Here is a 19,577-nt window from a genome sequence, read left to right on the forward strand (position 1 = left end):
ATGGAACGGCAAGGCCTTCGGCCACGCCAATGGCGCGGCGATGGACTTCGGCTTCCACGAACTGGTCGCCCATGCCGCGCGAACCCGCGACCTTGTCGCCGGGACCGTGATCGGCTCGGGAACGGTCTCGAACCCCAACTATGCCGAAGTGGGATCGAGCTGCATCTCCGAAGTGCGCGCCATCGAGATGATCGCCGGGGGCAAACCGTCGACCGCCTTCATGGGCTACGGCGACACCATCCGCATGGAAGCCCGCGCCAAAGACGGCCTCGCACCCTTCGGCGCCATCGACCAGCGCGTGGCCAAACCCGCCACGCGCTGATTACCTACGGTTCCCGGGAATCACCGCCCTGGGGCATTCCCGGGAACCGTAGGCGAGATATCAGGCCGGCTTGCGCCAGAGCGCGAAGATCTTGGTCACGTCCACCTGGCTATCCCAGCTGCATTCTGCGCCTTGTTCGATGACAAAGGTGTCGCCCTTGCCGAAAGTCGCTTCGCGCCCTTCGGCGTCGACGAACGTCACACTGCCTTCAAGCAGATGCATCAGTTCACAGTGATGGAAGAAGATCGGAGTGCGCTGATACGGAGTGGAATCCCAGATGCCGCATTTGAACGCTTCGTCTGCCGAGGCGAACATCGTGTTGGCCCGGCATGACGGCGTCTCGCCCAGAAGCAGTTCGGCCGCCGGCGGATTGGAAGGCGATAGCTCGGCATCGTTGTCAATTCGCGTGATGCCCGGGTTGCCTGAAGGGCCTTCGAGGTATCGCATGATCACCAGCCTTGCACCGCCATCGCTTGACCAGGCAAAGGGCGTGTCACGCGCAACGCCAAAGCTCTCGCCTGCGGCAAGGTCCAGCGCGCCGCTTGCGTCGGTGACCGTGACTTTGCCTTCGAGCACGAAGATCCAGGTATCGCCCCGATCCTCGCAGGTTTCACCTTGGCCGTCAGGGAGCGCCAACAGTCCTATTTCGCAGGGACCGCTGCTCAGGTTCACCGGATGGAAGCCGCTGGTGAAGGCATCGGTGCCGGGCATGTCGCCCGCGGGAAGATCGATGGCGAGGGCGCGAAGGTCGATGAAGGTGGGGCAGCCAGTGAGTGTGCTCACAAAAATCTCCGGATCAGGAAGTGGGAACGGGTAGGAATGCAGAGGCCGATGGTTTCGGTTTCATCGGCCCCCTCGGGAAAATCAGAAATCAGTGCCGGGCTTTGCAACGGCATTACAGATACTTGAGCCAGGCGATGTCACGTCGCCGTGATTTCAGCCTGGAGAACCATACCGTCGGGACATAGAGGGCGGGCAGCAGACCCACGTACCAGACCCAGACCCAGGCGATATTGTCGACGCCGAAAAACTCGCCATGGTTCGGCCCCCAGATGTACAGTGCGGTCATGTAGAGCGCGCGCAGTACGTAGAGGTGCAGAACGTAGAAGAACATCGGCGCTGCACCGAAGACCGACAGCGCGTTCATCCAGCCCTGACCTTGCGCCTTCTCGAACTGCGAAAGCAGCAGGGCGCCGATGCCCAGTGTCGGCAGCAGGAACAGCAGCGAAGGCGGATACTTGGTGAGGGCGATAAAGGCCATGAAAGTGCGCAGCGGCGTTTCCCCGGCGGTCCACGGCTTGTCGCCATATACGTCGAGCAGGCGCAGCACGATAAAGGCTAGGAGCATGCCGCAGCCGAGCAGCAGCAGGCGTCGCAGGCGCGTGTCGGCATCGGTGCCCTTGGCGAACCACGGACCCATGGCATAGCCAAGCGATATCACGCCGATCCACGGGAGCACCGGGTAGGTCGTCTTCGCCATGAGGCCGAAGGGCAGGTCGATCATGTCGCGCTGGTGCAGCATGGCCCAAGGCACGTAGAACGGATGGCCGGGCTCAAGATGGATCGGGTCGAGCAGATTGTGCCCGCACACGATCGCGAGGCCGACGGCGAAGAGGACTTTGCGCGGCAGGTGCAGCAGTGCGGCAAGCGAGACCATCGCCAGGCCGATCGCCCAGATGACCTGGAGCCAGAACGTGGGCGGAAATTTGTAGGTCCACGCCATGGTGATGAGCGTGACTTCGAGGAACATGAGGAAAAGGCCGCGTTTGAGCAGGAAGGTCGATGCATCTGCCTTGCTGTGGCTTTGCGTATAGAGCCATGCGCCGAGACCTGTCAGGGCGACGAAGACGGGCGCGCACAGATTGCTGACCAAACGGGTGAAGAACAGGGAAGGCGCCACGCTGGCGGCGTCCATGGGATCGGAGACCTGCATATGCAGGAACCAGGTTTCGCGGACGTGGTCGAGCAGCATGATGACCATGACGAGACCGCGCAGGGCATCGATGCTCTGGAGGCGCCGGCGCACGGCGGCAGCTGGTCGGGTGAGTGGGCTTGCCTTGAACTGAGCCTGTCCCATGACAGCGGCATTTGCCATTTCCGGTACGGTCCTTTTCGCCTGTCCCGATCGGGTGCGATTTTCGATGCAGCCATCGTGACCAATTCGGTGCAGCATTTCCTGTGGAAGTTGCGACCGGTGCGGCGAAAAGCCCGCAAGTCATGGCCATCGCGACAGTAGATGCTGCCGCACCTTGCCGCGTCCGGGCCTTTCGGGTGCCCGATTTCGTTCGGTAGGGGGCGGGCTCGGTCGGCAAAATTCGACAGGAGCCATGGCGTGGAAACCGCGCATCTGCTGAAAGAGCGCATCTTTTCAGTGCAATCTGTCGAGCATGCAATGCCATGTGTGCAGTGACGGAAGCATATGCTTTCACCATGCCCGGGCATTGCCACGCAGAATCGAGGTTTCGCATCCATGTCTCCAGTCGTCGAGCGCATTCACAGTGACGAGAAGCTGCCTGCCGCCGCCGATGTCGTAATCGTCGGAGCCGGCATCGTCGGCTCGGCGACCGCCTACTATCTCGCCAGGCGCGGCCTTTCGGTGGCGCTGCTCGAAAAGGGCCATGTCGGCTGCGAGCAGTCGAGCCGCAACTGGGGCTGGTGCCGTCAGCAGAACCGCGACGCGCGCGAAATGCCGCTCTCGCAACTCTCAATGCGCCTGTGGGACGAACTGGCGGGCGAAATCGGCAAGGATCTCGGTTTTCGGCGCTGCGGCCTCGTCTACGCGACCGACGACGCACAGATGCTGGCCGGTTGGGAGAGCTGGCGCCCGGTGGCGAAGGAATTCGGCGTCAACACCCGCATGTTGAGTGCGGCCGAGGCGGCGGATCGAATGCCGACGACGCGGCGGAACTGGATCGGCGGATTGCACTCCGTCGACGACGGCAAGGCGGAGCCGGCGCTGGCTGCCCCCGTCCTTGCAGAGGGTGCGCGCGCTCTGGGTGCGACGATCCACCAGCAATGCGCTGCGCGTGGGCTGGACATCACGAACGGCCAGGTCGTCGGCGTCCATACCGAAAAGGGCACCATTCGCACCAGCGCGGTGCTCTGCTCGGCCGGTGCCTGGGCTTCGCGCTTCCTGCGCACGCACGGGGTGAGTTTTCCGCAGGCGAGCGTTCGCCAGACCGCGCTGCGCACGAAGCCGACGGCAAATGTCGGCGAGGTTCTCTATTCGCCCGACTTTGCCATGACCCGCAGGCTCGACGGCAGTTACACCCTAGCCATCAGCGGCCGTGCGGTCCTGGAGCTGACGCCGCAGGGGATCCGCTATGCGCGCGAATTCATGCCGCAGTTCCTCCAGCGACTGAAGGCCGTGCAGGTGGGCCTCGGCAAGTCGTTTCTCACCGGGCCGGATTCGGTGTCCGCCCTCCTGAAGGACGACGATAAAGTCTTCGAGAAGACCCGCGTCCTCGATCCGGAGCCACTCGGCCGGCAGGTGCGGCAGATCATGCACAATGTCCGCACGACTTTCCCGGAGTTGGCGGACATCGAGATCGACAGTGCCTGGGGCGCTTTCGTCGACTGTACGCCCGACGCGGTTCCGGTGATCTCGCAGGTGGGCAAGGTTGACGGCCTGTTTCTTGCCGCCGGCTGTTCAGGTCACGGTTTCGGCGTGGGCCCGGGCATCGGCTACCTTGCCGCTCAGCTGATCGTCAACGACACGCCGAGCGTCGACACCACGCCTTTCCGCCTCTCGCGGCTTGTCGATGGATCGAAAGTGCAAGTCGGCGCTCTCTGACAGCGCGCCGACAGCAGCGCTTTGACCGCTTACATCCGAATGGATCTACCAGCGATCCCACAGGGGCTTGTGACGCTGTCGGTCGGCGGCAGTTTGCTCGGGCAGATTGTCGAAGGCCGGCCAGAAGCCAAGCGTTTCGTACATCGAGCGTTCCAGATAGGGATAGGCGTCGCCCGCGGCGCTATCCACGCGGGCGCATTCGCCCAGTTCGGGAAGGCTTACCCGATAAAGTCCGTGTCGCTTGCGCGATTGCATCACTGACTCCCTGTCTCGTCTCCGTAACCGGGTACCGGCAATTACTTGATCGCGTCCCTCCTGGCGAATCCAAAGTGTGGGTAGGGGCCTCTATGGGGGACTCGGAGCAGGGGCCATCTCACGAGGATGGTCACGCGGCCCTCGCTCTCTTGCCCTGAACTTTTGCAATGTAATCATGGACGTGGGAGGCCTCGATCGGGCGGCTGTAGAAATAGCCTTGAAGGTGGGTGCATCCCGCGCTTCGGGTGGGGGCGACCAGGCGATCTTCGCTGATGCCTTCGGCCACGACTTCCGCGCCGACATGCCGGGCCATCGTAACTGCCGCTTCGAGGACGGCCAGCGAGGCGGGATCCTGCCCGAGGTCCATGACGAGGGTACGGTCCAGCTTCATGCGGTCGAACTTGAAGCTCTTGACCATCGAGAGCGAGGAATACCCCGTCCCGAAATCGTCCAGGGCTATACGGAAGCCCAGGTTGCGCAGCAGGTTGAGGGTCAGAAGCGCGCGGGTGTTGCGCTCGATGGAAAGCGACTCCGTCACTTCCAGGAAAAGCCTTTGCGGCGCGATCCCGTTCTGGCGGCAACAATCGAGCAGGAAGGTGCTGAAGCCGTCATGTTGCAACTGCAGCGGCGAGAGGTTGAGGCTCATGTGAATGTCCGGCCACTTGGCGAAGTCCTGCAGTGCCCTGCGGATAATCCATTCGCCCAGACGGACCATCAGCCCGCTCCGCTCGGCGGCAGGGATGAATGTGGATGGTGGAACTTCGCCCAGTTGCGGGTGCTTCCAGCGCACCAGTGCCTCGACTTCGCGGCAGGCCTCGTCGATCGAATGGATCGGCTGGTAGACCATGCGCAGCTGCCCGCCATCGAATGCAGCCTCGAGGTCCTTTTCCAGCGCCCGGTCAATCAAGCGTTCTTCCGCCATTTGCGCAGCGAAGGCGGTGGCACAATTGCGACCGTTCTTCTTCGAAGCGTAGAGGGCAAGGTCGGCGTTCCTGAGGATGGCATCGACATCTGATCCGCTCGGCAGCTGTGCTTCGGTGACGCCCAGCGAGACGGTCGATGCGACGGAGTATTCGCCCAGGCTGAAGGGTTCGCGCATGGCCTCGACAAGGGCAGAGCCGACCGCGATGCCGGACGTCTGCGCGGTCAAGGGCAGGAAAACGGCAAACTCGTCGCCGCCTACTCGCGCCACCACGCTTGCCTTGCCAAGGAAGGCCTTCATGCGCGCGCCGATGATGCGGACGAGTTCATCGCCGGCGGCATGACCGTAGTCGTCATTGATGTGCTTGAAGCGGTCGATGTCGATCAGCATGAAGGCGAAGCGTCCTTCCTTGCTGGCGCTCAGCAGCCTTTCTGCCGTTTCCTGAAAGGCACGGCGGTTGGGCATGCCCGTAGCTGCGTCGGTGAAGGCGAGGTTCTTGACTGCCTTGGCATTGCGGCGAAAGGTTTCGAGGGGCCCGGACAGGGCCTGAAGTTCCTGCAGGCGGAACACCCCGATCTCGATGTCCAGGTCGCCGTCGGCCAGCCGCTGCAGTGCCCGGTGCATGCGGCGCACGGCGGGCAAAATGTTCCTCAACAGGTCGATCAGGACGATCAGCACGACCAGGATCGTAACACCGCCAGTAACCAGCACGAGCAATTGCCAGCGCTCGATCGAGGTTACCAGCCTGGTTTGTGCGGACTGGCGATGGGCATGGGCCTTGTCGACCATTTGCGCTGCGAGGGCTTCCATTGTCGCGTTCTTCGCTTCGACTTTCGCGATCAGCGCCGCCTTGTCGCCATCCGCGGTCTGGACCTTGAGGATCGTGGCGATATGCCGGTCGAGATTGGCAAAGTTTTCGGCAGCTCCCGGCAGGTCGAAGAGAACCGTGCCGCTGTCGCGCAGCTTGGCAAGCCGGTCGCCGATGGCGATGGCGGCATCGGTCAGGGTGTCGCTGGTCGTCGCGATGTCGCTGGTGACCAGCCCCCGATTGGTCGCCGTGCGCAGCTTTCCGACGGCTTCCGCGAACTGGTCCGCGTTCTCGGCAAGCGCGGAGGCGCGCACGAGGGCATCGCTTTCCCGCTGCAAGCCGAACGCTTCCCTCTGCGAGACGAACTGCAGCAGCAGCGTCAACGCGACTATCAAGGCCATCGCGCCGATCAGGCGTCTTTCCAGCGAACCGAAGAACCTGTCGGCAATCCCAATCCAGTTTGTCATCGTGCACCCGAAGTTGCGCGAGCCACGACATGTCCCCGCGCCTGGTTTCAGCGGGGGCAGATAGCCGGTGAATCCTAAAAAAGTCTCATTATAACAATATTTTATATCCTATAATCGTCATTAAACTGTCACAGTACAGTCGAGAGGCATGCGGAGGAGCGCTCTTGCGGCGATCGTTCAAGGCTAAGGGCATGCCCGGCCACGGATTGGCCACGGCAGACCGATTCAAAAAGAGGCCGGCCCCATCGAGGTGGGACCGGCCTGATCGATTGGCATATGCCAGGACGTATCAACTCGGCTCGTATCCGACCATGGCCTTGATCTCGAGGAACTCTTCCATGCCCTCGATGCCGTATTCGCGGCCGTTACCGGAACGTTTGTAGCCGCCAAAGGGCGCCTGAGGGTCCCATGCCGGATAGTTGAGATGGACCTGTCCCGACCGGATGCGGCGGGCCACGGCGCGGACCTGATCCATGTCCGTGCCCTGGACATGGGCGCCGAGGCCATAGATCGTGTCGTTGGCGATCGCTACGGCTTCTTCTACGCTGTCATAAGGTATGATGACGAGGACCGGCCCGAAGACCTCGTCCTGGGCGATCGCCATGTCCGAGGTGACTTCCGAAAAAATCGTCGGCCTGGCGTAGAACCCGCGTTCCAGCCCCTCCGGTTTGCCGCTGCCGCCGCACACGAGCTTTGCGCCTTCGGAAATGCCGACCCCGATCATGTACTGCACCCGCTCGAACTGGGCGCGGTTGGCGATGGGACCATGTGTCGTGCGCTCGTCGCGCGGATCGCCGACGACGAATTGTGCGGCAGTCTCGGCCGCGATGCGTTCGACTTCGGCGAGCTTCTCGCGCGGAACGATCATGCGGGTGGGAGCGCTGCACGACTGGCCCACGTTGCGGTAGCAAGAGGCGATGCCGGGCGGAACCGCGCGTGCCAGGTCGGCATCTGGCAGGACGACGTTGGGGGACTTTCCGCCCAGTTCCAGGGCGACGCGCTTGACTGTTTCGGCGGCCGATTTCGACACTAGCACGCCTGCGCGGGTCGATCCGGTGATGGAAATCATGTCGATGTCGGCGTGTGCGGAGAGAGCTTCGCCCACGTCCGGCCCGGTGCCGCTCACGAGGTTGAACACCCCTGCCGGAATGCCGGCTTCGCAGATGATCTCGGCAAAGAGCAGCGCGCTCAGCGGGGCCAGCTCGCTGGGCTTGAGGATGACTGTGCAGCCGGCGGCAAGTGCAGGCGCGACTTTGGCGGTGATCTGATAGAGTGGCCAGTTCCACGGAGTGATCAGTCCGCATACGCCGATCGGCTCGCGTGCGATCGCGGTCGTCCCGCGCATGTGCAGGAAAGGATAGTCGGCAAGATTTTCCGCCGCAACGCGAACGTGTTCGGCCGCGAAGGGAACGTGAGCCGCGCGCGCGAAAGTGATGGCCGAGCCCATCTCCTGCGAGATCGCCTGAGCGAGAAGCTCGGCCCGCTCGAGGATCAGCTCATGGACTCGCGAGAGCAGTCTCGCCCGTTCCGTGACGGGCGTCGCTGCCCAGCCCGGGAAGGCCCCGCGCGCGGCCGCGACGGCGGCATCGACGTCGTCCGGCCCGGCCAGGACGACATGGGCGATCGTTTCTTCGCTGGCGGGTTCGATGACCGGGGCGGTCCGGCTGGACAGCGGCTCGATCCAGTGCCCGCCGACAAGGATGCGGTCGAAGCGGCCCGATGCTGCAAGGTGGGAGATGGGATCGGTCATGTGAAACGGTCCTTGAGGTGATAATAAGTGCCCACGATGGGCAGGAACCAGGGCTTGCCGAAATGGCCGGGGATGGCGGGCCAGTCGAAGTCCCTCCAGGGGTTTAGGTCGACATTGCCGTCCATCACCTCGGCCATGACCGTGCCCATGTAGGTGGCCATCTGCGTGCCGTGACCGCTGTAGCCTATCGAATAGTAGAGCCCGTCCTGGCGTTGGCCGGCGCGCGGCAGGCGATCACGGGTCATGTCGACCATGCCGCCCCAGCAATAGTCGATGCGGACATCGGCAAGCTGGAGGAAGACATCGAGCAGCGCGGCCTGAAGCAGCTTGCCGCTTTTCACGTCGGATTCGGGATCGGAAACGGCAAAGCGCGCACGGCCGCCGAACAGCAGGCGATTGTCGGGCAGGTGACGGAAATAGTTGACGATGTTCTTGGTATCGGTGGCCATGCGCCGGCGCGGCATGATCTGATCGAGCCGTTCGTCCGAAAGCGGCTCTGTGGCGATGATGAAGCTGCCGACCGGGATGATGCGGCGGCGAAACCAGCCAAGCGGCCCGACCCCGGAAATGCCGCTGGCAAGCAGGACCTGTCCAGCTTCGATCTTGCCGCGCGGGGTGGTTACTTCGAAGCTGCCGCTCGCGGTCCGGCGGATTCCGGTCACGGGCGTCTGCTCGTGGATCTGCGCGCCGCGCCGTGTCGCCGCTTCGGCAAGGCCGCGCACGAACCGGCCGACGTGCAGACCTGCGCTCTTGGCGAAGACCATGCCGCCGTAATACCGATCGGAGCCGATCTCCCCGGCCAGTCCCTCGCGGCTGACCATGTAGGTGTCGGGGTCCACCTGCCGGGCCAGCAATTCCTGGGTTCGTGCCAGCTTGTCATAGTGCTCCGGGCGCGCTGCGAGCTTGAGCTTTCCGTTCCGGGCAAAGCTGCAGTCGATGTCTTCTTCCTGCACCAGCCGTTCGACAGTATCGACGCCCGCGTCGAAGGCCCGGTAGAGCGTGTTGGCTTTCTCGATGCCGATCGCCTCGGCCATCATGCGGTAATCCTGCGCGAAGCCGTTGTTGCACATTCCGCCGCTGCGGCCCGAGGCCTGGCTACCGACGACGTCTGCCTCCAGGACGACGACGTCGGCGCCTTTCCTTGCCAGTGAAAGCGCAGCCGATGTGCCGGTCAATCCGGCTCCGACAATGACGACGTCGGCCTTGCCGCCCACCGGTTGCCTGGAGCGTCCGGAGAAGGGGGCGACGGTATCGAGCCAGTATGAGGTCAGTTTCATGCCTTGATTCCCGATACCCGGAGGGCGGCGCCGTTCCCGGACTTGCGCCTCGTTTCGAACTGAAATTCTGTGTGCGGCACGCGCCGCCATCCTAGCCCAGTGACTGGCTGGAAAGGGCATAGACCCGGGCCGGGCCCTTCGGCTGCGGACGCTTGCCGCGAACCATAGCCTCGACGGTGTCAACGTGCGCCAATCCTTGCGTTTCCAGCCACGGCCCCAGTCCCAGGCCGATTGAGGTGTCGATCCGCACGAAGCGGCCCTGCAGGCGTGAAAGCGCATCGGCTATCAACGTGCGGGCGTCCTCTTCGCATTCGGCGATGACCGGGCCGATCACCTGGCCCCGGCCGAAATCGCGGGTAATCGCATATCCGCGCGGGCGATCGCCTTGCCCGCGCAGTACGCGCAGGTCTCCGGCTTCTACCAGGCGGGCGATCAGCTCGCGTCGTGCCATACCCGTTGCCGCCGCGTCGAGCTCGAGCACGATGGGCAGATCGGTGCCCACGGCCTTTTCCACGGCGGTTGACGCGGCCTCATCCGCAAGGTTGGCTGCCAGGCCCTGGTACTGACAGATTTGGTCGAAACCGACGAAGCCGCGCCGCCGATAAAGCTCGAGGCCATCGAGCGTGGCGGCGAGGATGACGGAGCGTTCGCCGAGTGTGTCCATCAAGGCATCGAAGATGCGCGAGCCCAATCGCTGGCCCTTGAACTGGCTGTCGACGATGATCGAGCCGACGGTGGCAAAGTCCGGGCCATAGTTCCAGGCCATTGCCGTGCCGACCAGTCTGTCTCCCTGTCGCAAGGCAAGGCCATGGCCCAGATCGTAGCCAAAGCGCCAGTCTTCGAGGCGATGCGGCCAGGACAGCGCGGTGGACAGACCCACTGCCTGCGGCAGGTCTTCGACTGTAAGGGCAACGGGTTCGGATACTGCGTCCGTCATATTTTCATCGACCACGTCTATCCATCGAATTCAGGGGGCCTTGCGCATTCTCAGGCCTGTTGGATGCAGGATAGGCACGGGTCCGATACCATTGTGCCGCTTTGGCAGTGGCAACCGCATATGCTGCCAAATTTGGTCCCGCACGCGGATTATGGCACTGCCGGACTGAAGAAGTGCCATGTATCGGGCAGATCGCGCCGGATTCCATCCGCGGCAGAATATGCCTTAGATCGGCAGAATTGCAGCTAGGAAGGATTGAGCATGCCCGCGATGGCGACGAGGGCGACGATGCCCAGGGCGCAGGCGGTTTCGACGACCAGCGAGCGGCTGAGACGCGTCCTCGCTCCCGGCTGTCCGGTGTCGAGCGCGGGCACGAGGTGCCAGCGGTTGTGGGCTGCGAGTCCCAGCATGGCGATGAACAGCAGGACCTTTGCGGCGATGAGCAGCGACCAGGTGCTAGCCGGCACAAGGCCGGAAGGTCCGGTAATAAGGTAGCCGTTGGCAATGCCGGTCACGGCGAGAAGGACGACGATCAGGGTGCCCGTCCGGGCAAATCGCGAGAGGACCGTGACCCATTCCGCGTCGTTGCCGCGGCTCGCCCCATCGCGGACAAAGCAGGCGAGGGCTCCCACCCATGTCGCCGCCGCGAGCAGGTGAATTACGTCCGAGACCTGGTGGAGCGCGCCGAGCGTCCCTTCTCCGGCACCGGCATGTCCAGTCCAGGCGCAGGTTGCCAGAGCCAGTGCGCCCAAGGGGGCCAGCACGGCATGGCGCGGGACCGCCAGCGCCAGAAGCACCAGCGCGGCAAGTGCGGCGGATCGTATGATCATGACATCACCGAGCGGGGTCGCCCCCAGCACGGCGGTAACCGTTGCCGCGTCCAGATCCGTGAGCGAAGTCGCGGCCATGACGGCGACCGAGGCAAGGGCCCAAAGGCACGAAGCGGCGAATGCACCAAGCGCAAGCATGGCCATGAGCCAACGCTGTTGCTTGCTTGCGATCCGCCGTCCGTCAGTCAGTTGGTAGATCGGCAACCCTGCTGCGAGCAGGAGCAGTACGAATGCCGCAAGCCGCGATGCGATCAGGATGCCGTCTGCCACGGGACTTAGCGAACCGTGAAGTTATAGCTGCCCTCGATCCGGTGCTGGTCGGCAGCAACCGCATGCCAGTTCAGCGTGTAACTGCCGGCAGGAAGGGCTCGGGGCAGCTTGACCTTGATGCTCTTGCCTTCGGCCTTGGTGGTGAAGCCGCTGATCGGCATGGGCTTGTGATTGGCCATGCCCGGCATGCCCGTCATCACCAGTTCGATGCCCGAAAGCGGTGCCACCAGCGTCTCATTGAAGTTCAGCGTGATCTCGGTCGGCTTGGCGACGCTGGAATCGGCGGCAGGCGTGGAGGACACAAGCTTCGGGTGAGCCATGGCAACGCCGGGGACGACGAGAGCAAGGGCGGCAAGCGATGCCAGCGCGGAAGTGACGGTCAGGCGGGGCATAATGAACTTCTCCTAGGCATGGCCGGCATAGCACGGCGCATGCAGCCAATACGCGCAGCACCCGCTCATCCCTCGCCTTGCCCGAAAAAATTGCGATCGGCACAACCTGTAATCGCGGATTTGACCGATCTTGCCGAGATCGGTGGCCTTCCCGGCATGACCTGACGGACCGGGGATCGAGAAGAGCAGCCGCTTTCGCGGGCGCGGGGATAGTCTTTCATCCATGTCCACGCGATCGATTCTGGCGGTCCTAGCCGCTCTTCCTCTGTTCTCGGCTACGGCTCATGCCCAGACGCAGTTGGCTGGGCAGGTCGATCTGCTGGAGATGCATGTCGGCCGGGGGGATGACCATTTCCTGTTCGACAGCACCTTCACGCTCAGCGGCGATCGCCAAGGCGCGGCATTGAAGCTGGAAGGCGGCAGCGATGTCGGCGCACATATCGATGAAGTCACCGCGCAGGCGCTGTATACGTTTTCGCCCAACGGCAGCACGAATATACTGTTCGGCGTGCGCAACGACTTTCGGGCCGGCAGGGATCTCGGCCACGCGGCGCTGGGCGTCGAACTTCAGATTACGCCGGCGATCGCGGGCGAACATTACCCCTGGCTTTCCCAAGATGGCGATGTCACCGGCGCGGCAATGATCGTGGGTACTTTGGCCTTCGGCGAGGCGTTGCGGCTGGAGCCGCGCGTGGCGATCGGCTGGTCGGCGCAATCGATCCCGGCCGAAGAAGTGGGCGCAGGTATTGGAGAGTTGGAACTGTCTGCGCGCCTGCGCCATCAGATCGGCCCCGTGCTCAATGTCTATGGAGGTATTATCGACGAGCGGCTGGTGGGCCAAACCCGTCGGATTGCCCGGGCACAGGGTGACGACGGACATGTCACCCGTGCGGTGATCGGGCTCGGCCTGAACTTCTGAGACTTCGGCTACCGGCGCGAAGGATGAGGGGCGTCAGTCCTGCAGCCAGTGGCGGGCGAGCGCTACGTGCAGGCGAATACCTGTTTCCATCACATCGTCGTTGAAGTCGTAATGCGGGTTGTGCAGCGGCGGCGGATTGTCTCCTCGTCCCTGGCCGAGCCACAGATAAGCGCCGGGCCGCTCCTGCAACATGAAGGAGAAGTCCTCCGATGTCGGAGCCGGTTCCGGTGCCAATTGCGCGTTGGCGACCGTCGCAGCAATATCGAGAGCATCCCCAGCCGCATCGGTATCGTTGATCGTTGCCGGGTAATAGCGATCGTATTCGAGCGAGCTGCGCACTTCGAAGGACGTCTCGATGCCCTTGATCATCTGGCGCATGCGCTCTTCGATGCGGTCTTGCACGACAGGATCGAAACTGCGCACGGTGCCGCCGATGCGCACGCTGGCGGGGAGCACGTTGTGGGCATGGCCGCCGGCGATTTCGGTGACGGAGAGGACGGCATTGGCACTGGGCGGGATGTCGCGGCCGATGATGCTATTGAGCTGCTGCACGAGGCTTGCCGCGGCCAGGATCGTGTCGGGCGTGTCTTGCGGCAAAGCGGCGTGACCACCCTTGCCTTCAAGTATGATCTTGAACTTGTCGGCCGCGCCCATGATCGCGCCGGGGCGCGTCGCGATTGTTCCGGCCGGTAGGCCCGGCCAGTTGTGCAGGGCATAGACCCGTTCGCAGTCGAAGCGGTCGAACAGCCCATCCTCGATCATGTGCCGTGCACCGCCAAGGCCTTCCTCGGCGGGCTGGAAGATGAAGTTGAGTGTTCCCGAGAAGCCCGGATCGCGCGCGAGCACCTGCGCCGCACCCAGCAGCATCGCGACGTGCCCGTCATGGCCGCAGCCGTGGAAGCAGCCGGGGACCGTGCTCGACCAAGCGGCATTGGTCTGCTCTTCGATCGGCAGCGCATCCATGTCGGCGCGCAGGCCAAGCGTGCGCTTGCCATCACCGCTGCGCAGGACCGCGACGATGCCGGTTCCGCCGATGCCTTCGTGCACTTCCAGGCCGATCTCGCGAAGCTGCTCGGCGATGCGCTGCGCGGTGCGATGTTCGGCAAAGCCCAGCTCGGGGTGGGCATGGATGTCACGGCGAAAGGCGATTAGCGGCTGGAGCAGGTCGGCAATATCGTTCATCGGTCTCGCATTCGTCCGGTCATTCGCCGAACAGGTTCTGGATCGGAAAGTGGTGCTTGATGAAGGGGCTCTTGATCACGACGTAGCTGAAATACTTCTCTATGCCATAATCGCTTTCAAGCATTTCTTCGATGAGCGACTGGTAATGGGTGACGCCGCGGGCCGCGAACTTGAGGAGGTAGTCGTAGCCGCCGCTGACAAGGTGGCATTCGACGATCTCGTCGATCTTGGCGATGCGCATTTCGAAGCGCGAGAAATCGCCGCGCCGGTGCTCGCTCAGCGTCACTTCTGTGAAGACAGTGAGGAATTCGCCAAGCTTGTTGAGATTGATGTGCGCGCCGTAGCCGGTGATGTATCCGGCACTTTCCAGCCGTTTGACGCGGGTCAGGCAAGGACTGGGCGAAAGCCCGACAGCATCGGAAAGCTCTACATTGGTGATGCGCCCGCACTGCTGCAGCATCGCCAGGATCTTGAGATCGATGCGATCGAGTTTGGGGCCCAAGGCCATGTTCTTTTCTCCTCAGCCGAGCGCCTGGCGGACGTCTGGCATTTCCAGCAACTGATCTAGCGACCTCTCGACCCGTTCGAATATCAGGTCCATCTCGTTTTCGGAACAGCAGAGTGCAGGAGCGAAGCCGATTACGGCATTGGCGAAGCAGCGCACGATAACGTCGTTTTCCCAGGTGAGCTGCGAAAGCCGGCCCGCGATGTCGAGTTCGGGTGCGAAGCCGGCCTTGGTTTCCTTGTTGCTGACCAGTTCGATCGCGCCGAGCAGGCCGCGTCCGCGTGTATCGCCGACAAGCGGGTGCGCCCGGATTCGATCGAGGTGATGGTCGAAGCGCTTGCCCGTCTTCTGGCCGTTCTCGAGCAGACCGTTCTCATAGAGCCGGATCACCTCGAGGCCGACTGCGGCGCTGACCGGGTGGCCGGAATAAGTGAAGCCATGACCAACGGGCAGGGCTGCCGGGGCCGAGTCTGCAATCGACTGATAGACATGATCGGCCATCAGCACTGCGCCCATGGGCGCGTAACCCGCGGTGAGTCCCTTGGCGAGCGTGAGGAAATCGGGCGAGACGCCTTCGTCGTCACAAGCGAACATCGGGCCGGTGCGGCCAAAGCCGGTGATGACTTCGTCGACGAGCATCAGGATGCCGAGCCGGTCGCAGGTTTCGCGGATTGCCTTGAGCCAGCCGCGGGGCGGAACGATGACGCCGCCCGAACCCTGGATCGGTTCGCAGCAGAAGGCCGCGACCTTGTCGGCGCCCAGTTCGGCGACCTTGGTCTCGATCGCGGCAACCGTGGAGGCAATCACCGCGGCATCGTCATGGCCTTCGGGATGACGATAGGGATAGGGCGAGGCAATATGGTGCTGCCAGGGACGCGGCAGATCGAAACCGCGGTGGAAGTTCGCCAGCGCGGTCAGTCCGGCGCCGTTCGAGCTGGAACCGTGGTAGCCCCATTCAAGAGCGATGAACTGCTTCTTCTCGGGCTTGCCGATCGCGTTGAAGTAGTGGGTGATGTAACGGATCGCGCTGTCGACAGCGTCCGAGCCGCCCAGCGTGAAATAGACGTGGTCGAGACCTTCCGGCGCGAGCGAGGCGAGCTTGTCGGCCAGCAGGATTGCCGGTTCGCTGCCAAAGTGGAAATAGCCGGTAGCGTAAGGCAGGCGGCGCATCTGCTCCATCGCCACTTCGACGATCGATTCCTGCCCGTAGCCGACGTTGACGCACCACAGTCCGGCGAAGGCGTCCAGAACTTTCTTGCCCTCGATATCGGTCAGCCACATCCCGTCGCCCGATGCCAGCACGCGGGCGCCGTGCGCCTCGTGTCCCCGGAACGATGTGACGGGATGGATCAGGTGCTGCCTGTCGAGATCGACCAGCGACTGGTTGGAGCGATGGGCGGGAGTGCGGGAGGGAGCGTTTTCCATGCCGTCGATGCTATCGCACGCATCCGGCGGGTTGCGCTGAAATAAGGCCCGCCGTCACCTCCAACGGGCAAATCGTGGCAGGGTGGCAGCAGATTATGCCGCTCCCTGCCACGAGCGATTCAGCCGATCAACGAAGCCACGGCCTTGCCGCAGGAAACGGTGTTCGCCTTGCCGCCCAGGTCGCCGGTGCGCCCGTTCTCGGATGCGAGAGTCGCTTCGATCGCGCGCATGATCGAAGCTGCCGCTTCGGCCTCGCCCAAGTGTTCCAGCATCATCGACGCGGACCAGATCTGGCCGACCGGGTTGGCAATGCCCTTGCCCGCGATATCCGGCGCGGAGCCGTGGACGGGTTCGAACAGGGAAGGGTGCGTCCCGTCCGGATTGATGTTGGCGGAAGGGGCAACGCCGATCGTGCCGGTGCAGGCAGGTCCAAGGTCCGACAGGATATCGCCGAAGAGATTGGACGCGACGACGACATCGAAACGCTGCGGGTTCATGACGAACTGCGCGGTGAGGATATCGATGTGATACTTGTCGTGCGTGACCCCGGGATATTCGGCGCCGATGGCTTCGACGCGCTTGTCCCAGAACGGCATGGTGATGGCGATGCCGTTGGATTTGGTGGCACTTGTCACGTGCCTGCGCTCGCGCTTGGCTGCAAGGTCGAAGGCATAGCGCAGGACACGGTCGACGCCATGGCGGGTCATCACCGTTTCCTGGATCACGATTTCGCGGTCCGTGCCCGGGAACATGTGTCCGCCCACGGAGCTGTATTCGCCTTCGGTATTCTCGCGCACGACCCAGAAGTCGATATCGCCCGGCTTGCGGCCCGCCAGCGGACAGGGCACGCCCGGCATCAGGCGCACCGGGCGCAGGTTGACGTACTGGTCGAATTCGCGGCGGAACTGCAGGAGCGACTGCCAAAGGGAAACATGGTCCGGCACCGTGTCGGGCCAGCCGACTGCACCGAAGAAGATCGCGTCGACCTTGCCGATGCGATCCTTCCAGTCGTCAGGCATCATCTGCCCATGCTTCGCGTAGTAATCGCAGCTGGCGAAATCGTGCCACTGCAGGTCCAGCTCGAAGCCGTGGGCGGAGGCTGCGGCTTCGAGAGCTCGCGTGCCTTCGGGCATGACTTCCTTGCCGATGCCGTCACCGGGGAGGACTGCGATCGAATAGCGGCGCTTCGCGCTCATGCCTGTGCCTCTTGCAGTTCCAGCCCGCCGATGTGGAAGGCCTTGGTTTCCAGATATTCCTCGATGCCCGCCGTGCCGCCTTCGCGACCGAGGCCCGATGCCTTCACGCCGCCGAAAGGCGCCACTTCCATGGCGATCGAACCGGTATTGAGGGCCACCATGCCTGCTTCCAGCGCTTCGGCAACACGGAAGGAGCGCGAAAGGTCGCGGGTATAGAAGTAGCTCGCCAGGCCATAGGGCGTATCGTTGGCCATGGCGATGGCCTGCGCCTCGTCCTCGAAGCGGAACAGAGGCGCGACGGGCCCGAAGGTCTCCTCGCTGGCCAGCCGCATGTCGGCATGGGCATCGGTGATGACCACCGGGCGCACGAAATTGCCGTCCTCGCGCCCGCTGCCCGATGCGACAAGGCGCCCGCCGCGATCCAGCGCATCGGCAACGTGCTCGGATACCTTGGTGACGGCAGCGGCATTGATCAACGGACCAACTGTCGCTCCGGCCTCGAAACCGGGCGCTGCGTGGAGCGCGGACACGGCGGCAGAGAGCCGGGCGGCAAATTCGTCATGCACGGACGATTGGACGAAAATGCGGTTCGCGCATACGCAGGTCTGGCCCGAATTGCGGAACTTGCTGACCATGGCCGCCTTGACGGCAAGGTCGAGGTCGGCGTCCTCGAACACGATCAGCGGGGCATTGCCGCCCAGTTCCAGGCTTATCCGCTTGATGGTATCGGCGCATTGGCGCATCAGCAGCGATCCGACCCGGGTCGATCCGGTGAAGGAGAGCTTTCGCACGTCCGGGCTGGCCGCAAAGGTCTCGCCGATTTCCTGGGGCATGCCGGTCAGGACATGGATCAATCCAGCCGGAATGCCTGCCCGCAGCGCCAGCTCGGCCATCGCCAGGGCGCTGAAGGGTGTGAATTCGGATGGCTTGATGATCACCGGACAACCGGCCGCGAGCGCCGGCGCGCACTTGCGGGTAATCATCGCAGCAGGGAAGTTCCACGGCGTGATGATGGCGCTCGGCCCGACCGGCTCGGTCAGCACCAGAATGCGGCGATCGCGTTCCGGCGATGTGACGTTGCGCGCGCCGACCCGGCGGCCTTCCTCGGCGAACCACTTGATGAAGGTCGCCGCATAGCGAATTTCGCCCTGGGCTTCGGCCAGCGGCTTGCCCTGCTCGGCAGTCATGATCCGAGCCAGGTCGTCGGCATTCTCGAGGACGAGAGCATGCCAGCGCTCGACCAGGGCGCAGCGTTCACCCGCCGTGCGGGCGCGCCAATCGGGCCAGGCTGCCATGGCGGCATCGATGGCGGCCTGCGTCTCGGAGCGGCCGCAGGGAGGCACCATGCCCACGAGACTGCCGTCGGCCGGGTTGTCGACAGCGATGCCCGACGCCTTGTCGGCCACCAGCCATTCGCCGGAGATGAGCGCTGCCTGGCGCAGCAGCGAGGGGTCGCGAAGCTCCAGCATCAGCCGAACGCCTGCGAGGCGACAGCGAAGACTTTCGCCGGTCCCGAGCCCTTCGGCGCTTTGCCGCGGACCATCGTCGTGACCTTGCCCACGCAGGGCAGGCCGATATCTTCGAGCCATTCGGAAAGGCCGGTGCCAACCAGCGCGTCGATCCTGCAGAACCTGCCAGCCTTTGCACCCAGCCAGTGCGTCACCAGTGCCTGCGCTCCGCCAAGATCCGGCGCGACGATCGGGGCGATGACGCGTCCGCGCCCGAAACGGCGTAGCAGCGCAAAGCCGACCGGTTCGTGATCGCGCGAAAGCACCACCGACTGGCTATCGCGTGAGATGCGTTCGAAGAAGGCATCGCGGTCCATGCCAAGCGTCTGGCTGTAGATTGCGGGCAGCATGTTGTCGGTGGCTCCCATCGGTCGCACGCGCTCACCCGGGCGCAGATCGGCCAGAGGCATTGTCGGGGCAAGTCCCTGATGCTGGTGCACGGTGGCGAAGGGCTCGAAGCCCAGCTTGGTGTAAAGCGGCAGGCCTTCCGCGGTCGCATTGAGCGTGATGTTCCAGCCTTCGAGTCGCTCGAGCATGGCTTCCATCAGTTGGCGTCCGATGCCTTCGCCCTGCTTGTCGGCGGTGACGATGACCATGCCAATCGAGGCGTAGTTCCCACCGAAGCGCCAGGCCATGATCGAACCTACGACCTTGCCTTCGCATTCAGCGACAATGCCCTCGCCCAGTTCGTAGAACAGCTCCCAGTCCTCGGTGCGGTGCGGCCAGGATTGTTCGGCGGAAAGCTCGACTGTGCGGTGCAAGTCTTCCACACTCATGTCTCGCAATACGTTGGGGGCCTTCGTCGCAACCACCATGTCG

18 protein-coding genes are annotated in these 19,577 nt (G+C 63.6%); 3 read left to right on the top strand and 15 right to left on the bottom strand.

All coding sequences use genetic code 11. The features are described from left to right. Positions 1-322: fumarylacetoacetate hydrolase family protein (locus tag J3474_RS08125; protein ID WP_207093748.1), on the top strand; the 322-nt coding region annotated here is incomplete at its 5' end. Between the two features lie 60 nt (positions 323-382). Here the strand turns inward: J3474_RS08125 and J3474_RS08130 are convergent. Beyond that, the gene (locus J3474_RS08130) at positions 383-1,105 is read right to left on the bottom strand and encodes a cupin domain-containing protein (protein ID WP_242528266.1); all 723 of its coding nucleotides are present in this window, start codon (positions 1,103-1,105) and stop codon (positions 383-385) included. A gap of 112 nt (positions 1,106-1,217) precedes the next feature. Further along, positions 1,218-2,417 (bottom strand): DUF1624 domain-containing protein, encoded by a 1,200-nt coding sequence (locus J3474_RS08135; protein WP_242528267.1) that lies wholly within the window; start codon positions 2,415-2,417, stop codon positions 1,218-1,220. A 375-nt stretch (positions 2,418-2,792) separates the two neighbouring features. On the opposite strand from J3474_RS08135, the gene J3474_RS08140 reads away from it, so the two are divergent. Next, the gene (locus J3474_RS08140) at positions 2,793-4,115 is read left to right on the top strand and encodes an FAD-binding oxidoreductase (protein ID WP_207093749.1); all 1,323 of its coding nucleotides are present in this window, start codon (positions 2,793-2,795) and stop codon (positions 4,113-4,115) included. A 45-nt stretch (positions 4,116-4,160) separates the two neighbouring features. Here the strand turns inward: J3474_RS08140 and J3474_RS08145 are convergent, their stop codons facing one another. From J3474_RS08145 to copC, 7 genes are all read right to left on the bottom strand, one after another. Then, positions 4,161-4,370, bottom strand: a complete 210-nt coding sequence (locus J3474_RS08145; RefSeq protein ID WP_041558519.1) for a hypothetical protein — start codon at positions 4,368-4,370, stop codon at positions 4,161-4,163. A gap of 130 nt (positions 4,371-4,500) precedes the next feature. Next, positions 4,501-6,567, bottom strand: a complete 2,067-nt coding sequence (locus tag J3474_RS08150) for a bifunctional diguanylate cyclase/phosphodiesterase (protein ID WP_207093750.1) — start codon at positions 6,565-6,567, stop codon at positions 4,501-4,503. Positions 6,568-6,856: 289 nt separating this feature from the next. Further along, the gene (locus tag J3474_RS08155) at positions 6,857-8,317 is read right to left on the bottom strand and encodes an aldehyde dehydrogenase family protein (RefSeq protein WP_207093751.1); all 1,461 of its coding nucleotides are present in this window, start codon (positions 8,315-8,317) and stop codon (positions 6,857-6,859) included. Continuing rightward, on the bottom strand, positions 8,314-9,594 hold the full coding sequence (locus J3474_RS08160; RefSeq protein ID WP_207093752.1) for an FAD-binding oxidoreductase: 1,281 nt from the start codon (positions 9,592-9,594) through the stop codon (positions 8,314-8,316). The genes J3474_RS08155 and J3474_RS08160 overlap by 4 nt, the downstream gene beginning before the upstream one ends. Before the next feature lie 91 nt (positions 9,595-9,685). Next, positions 9,686-10,531, bottom strand: a complete 846-nt coding sequence (locus J3474_RS08165) for a GNAT family N-acetyltransferase (protein ID WP_207093753.1) — start codon at positions 10,529-10,531, stop codon at positions 9,686-9,688. Between the two features lie 245 nt (positions 10,532-10,776). Further along, positions 10,777-11,631, bottom strand: a complete 855-nt coding sequence (copD, locus tag J3474_RS08170) for a copper homeostasis membrane protein CopD (RefSeq protein WP_207093754.1) — start codon at positions 11,629-11,631, stop codon at positions 10,777-10,779. A gap of 5 nt (positions 11,632-11,636) precedes the next feature. Then, positions 11,637-12,023 (bottom strand): copper homeostasis periplasmic binding protein CopC, encoded by a 387-nt coding sequence (gene copC / locus J3474_RS08175; protein WP_013836604.1) that lies wholly within the window; start codon positions 12,021-12,023, stop codon positions 11,637-11,639. A gap of 298 nt (positions 12,024-12,321) precedes the next feature. Here copC and J3474_RS08180 point away from each other — a divergent pair, with 298 nt between their 5' ends. Beyond that, complete coding sequence (locus tag J3474_RS08180; RefSeq protein ID WP_207093755.1) at positions 12,322-12,942, top strand: copper resistance protein B; 621 nt, start codon at positions 12,322-12,324, stop codon at positions 12,940-12,942. 33 nt (positions 12,943-12,975) lie between these two features. Here J3474_RS08180 and J3474_RS08185 read toward each other — a convergent pair whose 3' ends face one another. From J3474_RS08185 to J3474_RS08210, 6 genes are all read right to left on the bottom strand, one after another. After that, on the bottom strand, positions 12,976-14,124 hold the full coding sequence (locus J3474_RS08185; RefSeq protein ID WP_013836602.1) for a M20 aminoacylase family protein: 1,149 nt from the start codon (positions 14,122-14,124) through the stop codon (positions 12,976-12,978). Positions 14,125-14,143: 19 nt separating this feature from the next. After that, the gene (locus J3474_RS08190; RefSeq protein ID WP_007014171.1) at positions 14,144-14,632 is read right to left on the bottom strand and encodes an Lrp/AsnC family transcriptional regulator; all 489 of its coding nucleotides are present in this window, start codon (positions 14,630-14,632) and stop codon (positions 14,144-14,146) included. 12 nt (positions 14,633-14,644) lie between these two features. Beyond that, positions 14,645-16,054, bottom strand: coding sequence for an aspartate aminotransferase family protein (locus J3474_RS08195; RefSeq protein WP_207093756.1), 1,410 nt, complete (start codon positions 16,052-16,054; stop codon positions 14,645-14,647). A gap of 119 nt (positions 16,055-16,173) precedes the next feature. Continuing rightward, positions 16,174-17,250 carry a tartrate dehydrogenase gene (locus J3474_RS08200; RefSeq protein WP_013836600.1) on the bottom strand — a complete coding sequence of 359 codons (1,077 nt, stop codon included), beginning with the start codon at positions 17,248-17,250 and terminating at the stop codon, positions 16,174-16,176. After that, entirely contained in the window at positions 17,247-18,719 is a 1,473-nt protein-coding gene (locus J3474_RS08205; protein WP_007014174.1) for an NAD-dependent succinate-semialdehyde dehydrogenase, read from the bottom strand. The genes J3474_RS08200 and J3474_RS08205 overlap by 4 nt, the downstream gene beginning before the upstream one ends. Continuing rightward, on the bottom strand, positions 18,719-19,534 hold the full coding sequence (locus tag J3474_RS08210; protein WP_242528268.1) for a GNAT family N-acetyltransferase: 816 nt from the start codon (positions 19,532-19,534) through the stop codon (positions 18,719-18,721). Before J3474_RS08210 ends, J3474_RS08205 begins: the two co-directional genes overlap by 1 nt. Between the last annotated feature and the right edge of the window lie 43 nt (positions 19,535-19,577).

The sequence above is a fragment of the Novosphingobium sp. PY1 genome (genome assembly GCF_017312445.1).
In the GTDB taxonomy this organism is placed as follows: domain Bacteria; phylum Pseudomonadota; class Alphaproteobacteria; order Sphingomonadales; family Sphingomonadaceae; genus Novosphingobium.

Coding starts and splice junctions, on each gene's coding strand:
- J3474_RS08135 (WP_242528267.1), bottom strand. CDS start 2,417: ATGGCAAATGCCGCTGTCATGGGACAGGCTCAGTTCAAGGCAAGCCCA.
- J3474_RS08140 (WP_207093749.1), top strand. CDS start 2,793: ATGTCTCCAGTCGTCGAGCGCATTCACAGTGACGAGAAGCTGCCTGCC.
- J3474_RS08145 (WP_041558519.1), bottom strand. CDS start 4,370: ATGCAATCGCGCAAGCGACACGGACTTTATCGGGTAAGCCTTCCCGAA.
- J3474_RS08150 (WP_207093750.1), bottom strand. CDS start 6,567: ATGACAAACTGGATTGGGATTGCCGACAGGTTCTTCGGTTCGCTGGAA.
- J3474_RS08155 (WP_207093751.1), bottom strand. CDS start 8,317: ATGACCGATCCCATCTCCCACCTTGCAGCATCGGGCCGCTTCGACCGC.
- J3474_RS08160 (WP_207093752.1), bottom strand. CDS start 9,594: ATGAAACTGACCTCATACTGGCTCGATACCGTCGCCCCCTTCTCCGGA.
- J3474_RS08165 (WP_207093753.1), bottom strand. CDS start 10,531: ATGACGGACGCAGTATCCGAACCCGTTGCCCTTACAGTCGAAGACCTG.
- copC (WP_013836604.1), bottom strand. CDS start 12,023: ATGCCCCGCCTGACCGTCACTTCCGCGCTGGCATCGCTTGCCGCCCTT.
- J3474_RS08185 (WP_013836602.1), bottom strand. CDS start 14,124: ATGAACGATATTGCCGACCTGCTCCAGCCGCTAATCGCCTTTCGCCGT.
- J3474_RS08190 (WP_007014171.1), bottom strand. CDS start 14,632: ATGGCCTTGGGCCCCAAACTCGATCGCATCGATCTCAAGATCCTGGCG.
- J3474_RS08195 (WP_207093756.1), bottom strand. CDS start 16,054: ATGGAAAACGCTCCCTCCCGCACTCCCGCCCATCGCTCCAACCAGTCG.
- J3474_RS08200 (WP_013836600.1), bottom strand. CDS start 17,250: ATGAGCGCGAAGCGCCGCTATTCGATCGCAGTCCTCCCCGGTGACGGC.
- J3474_RS08205 (WP_007014174.1), bottom strand. CDS start 18,719: ATGCTGGAGCTTCGCGACCCCTCGCTGCTGCGCCAGGCAGCGCTCATC.
- J3474_RS08210 (WP_242528268.1), bottom strand. CDS start 19,534: ATGAGTGTGGAAGACTTGCACCGCACAGTCGAGCTTTCCGCCGAACAA.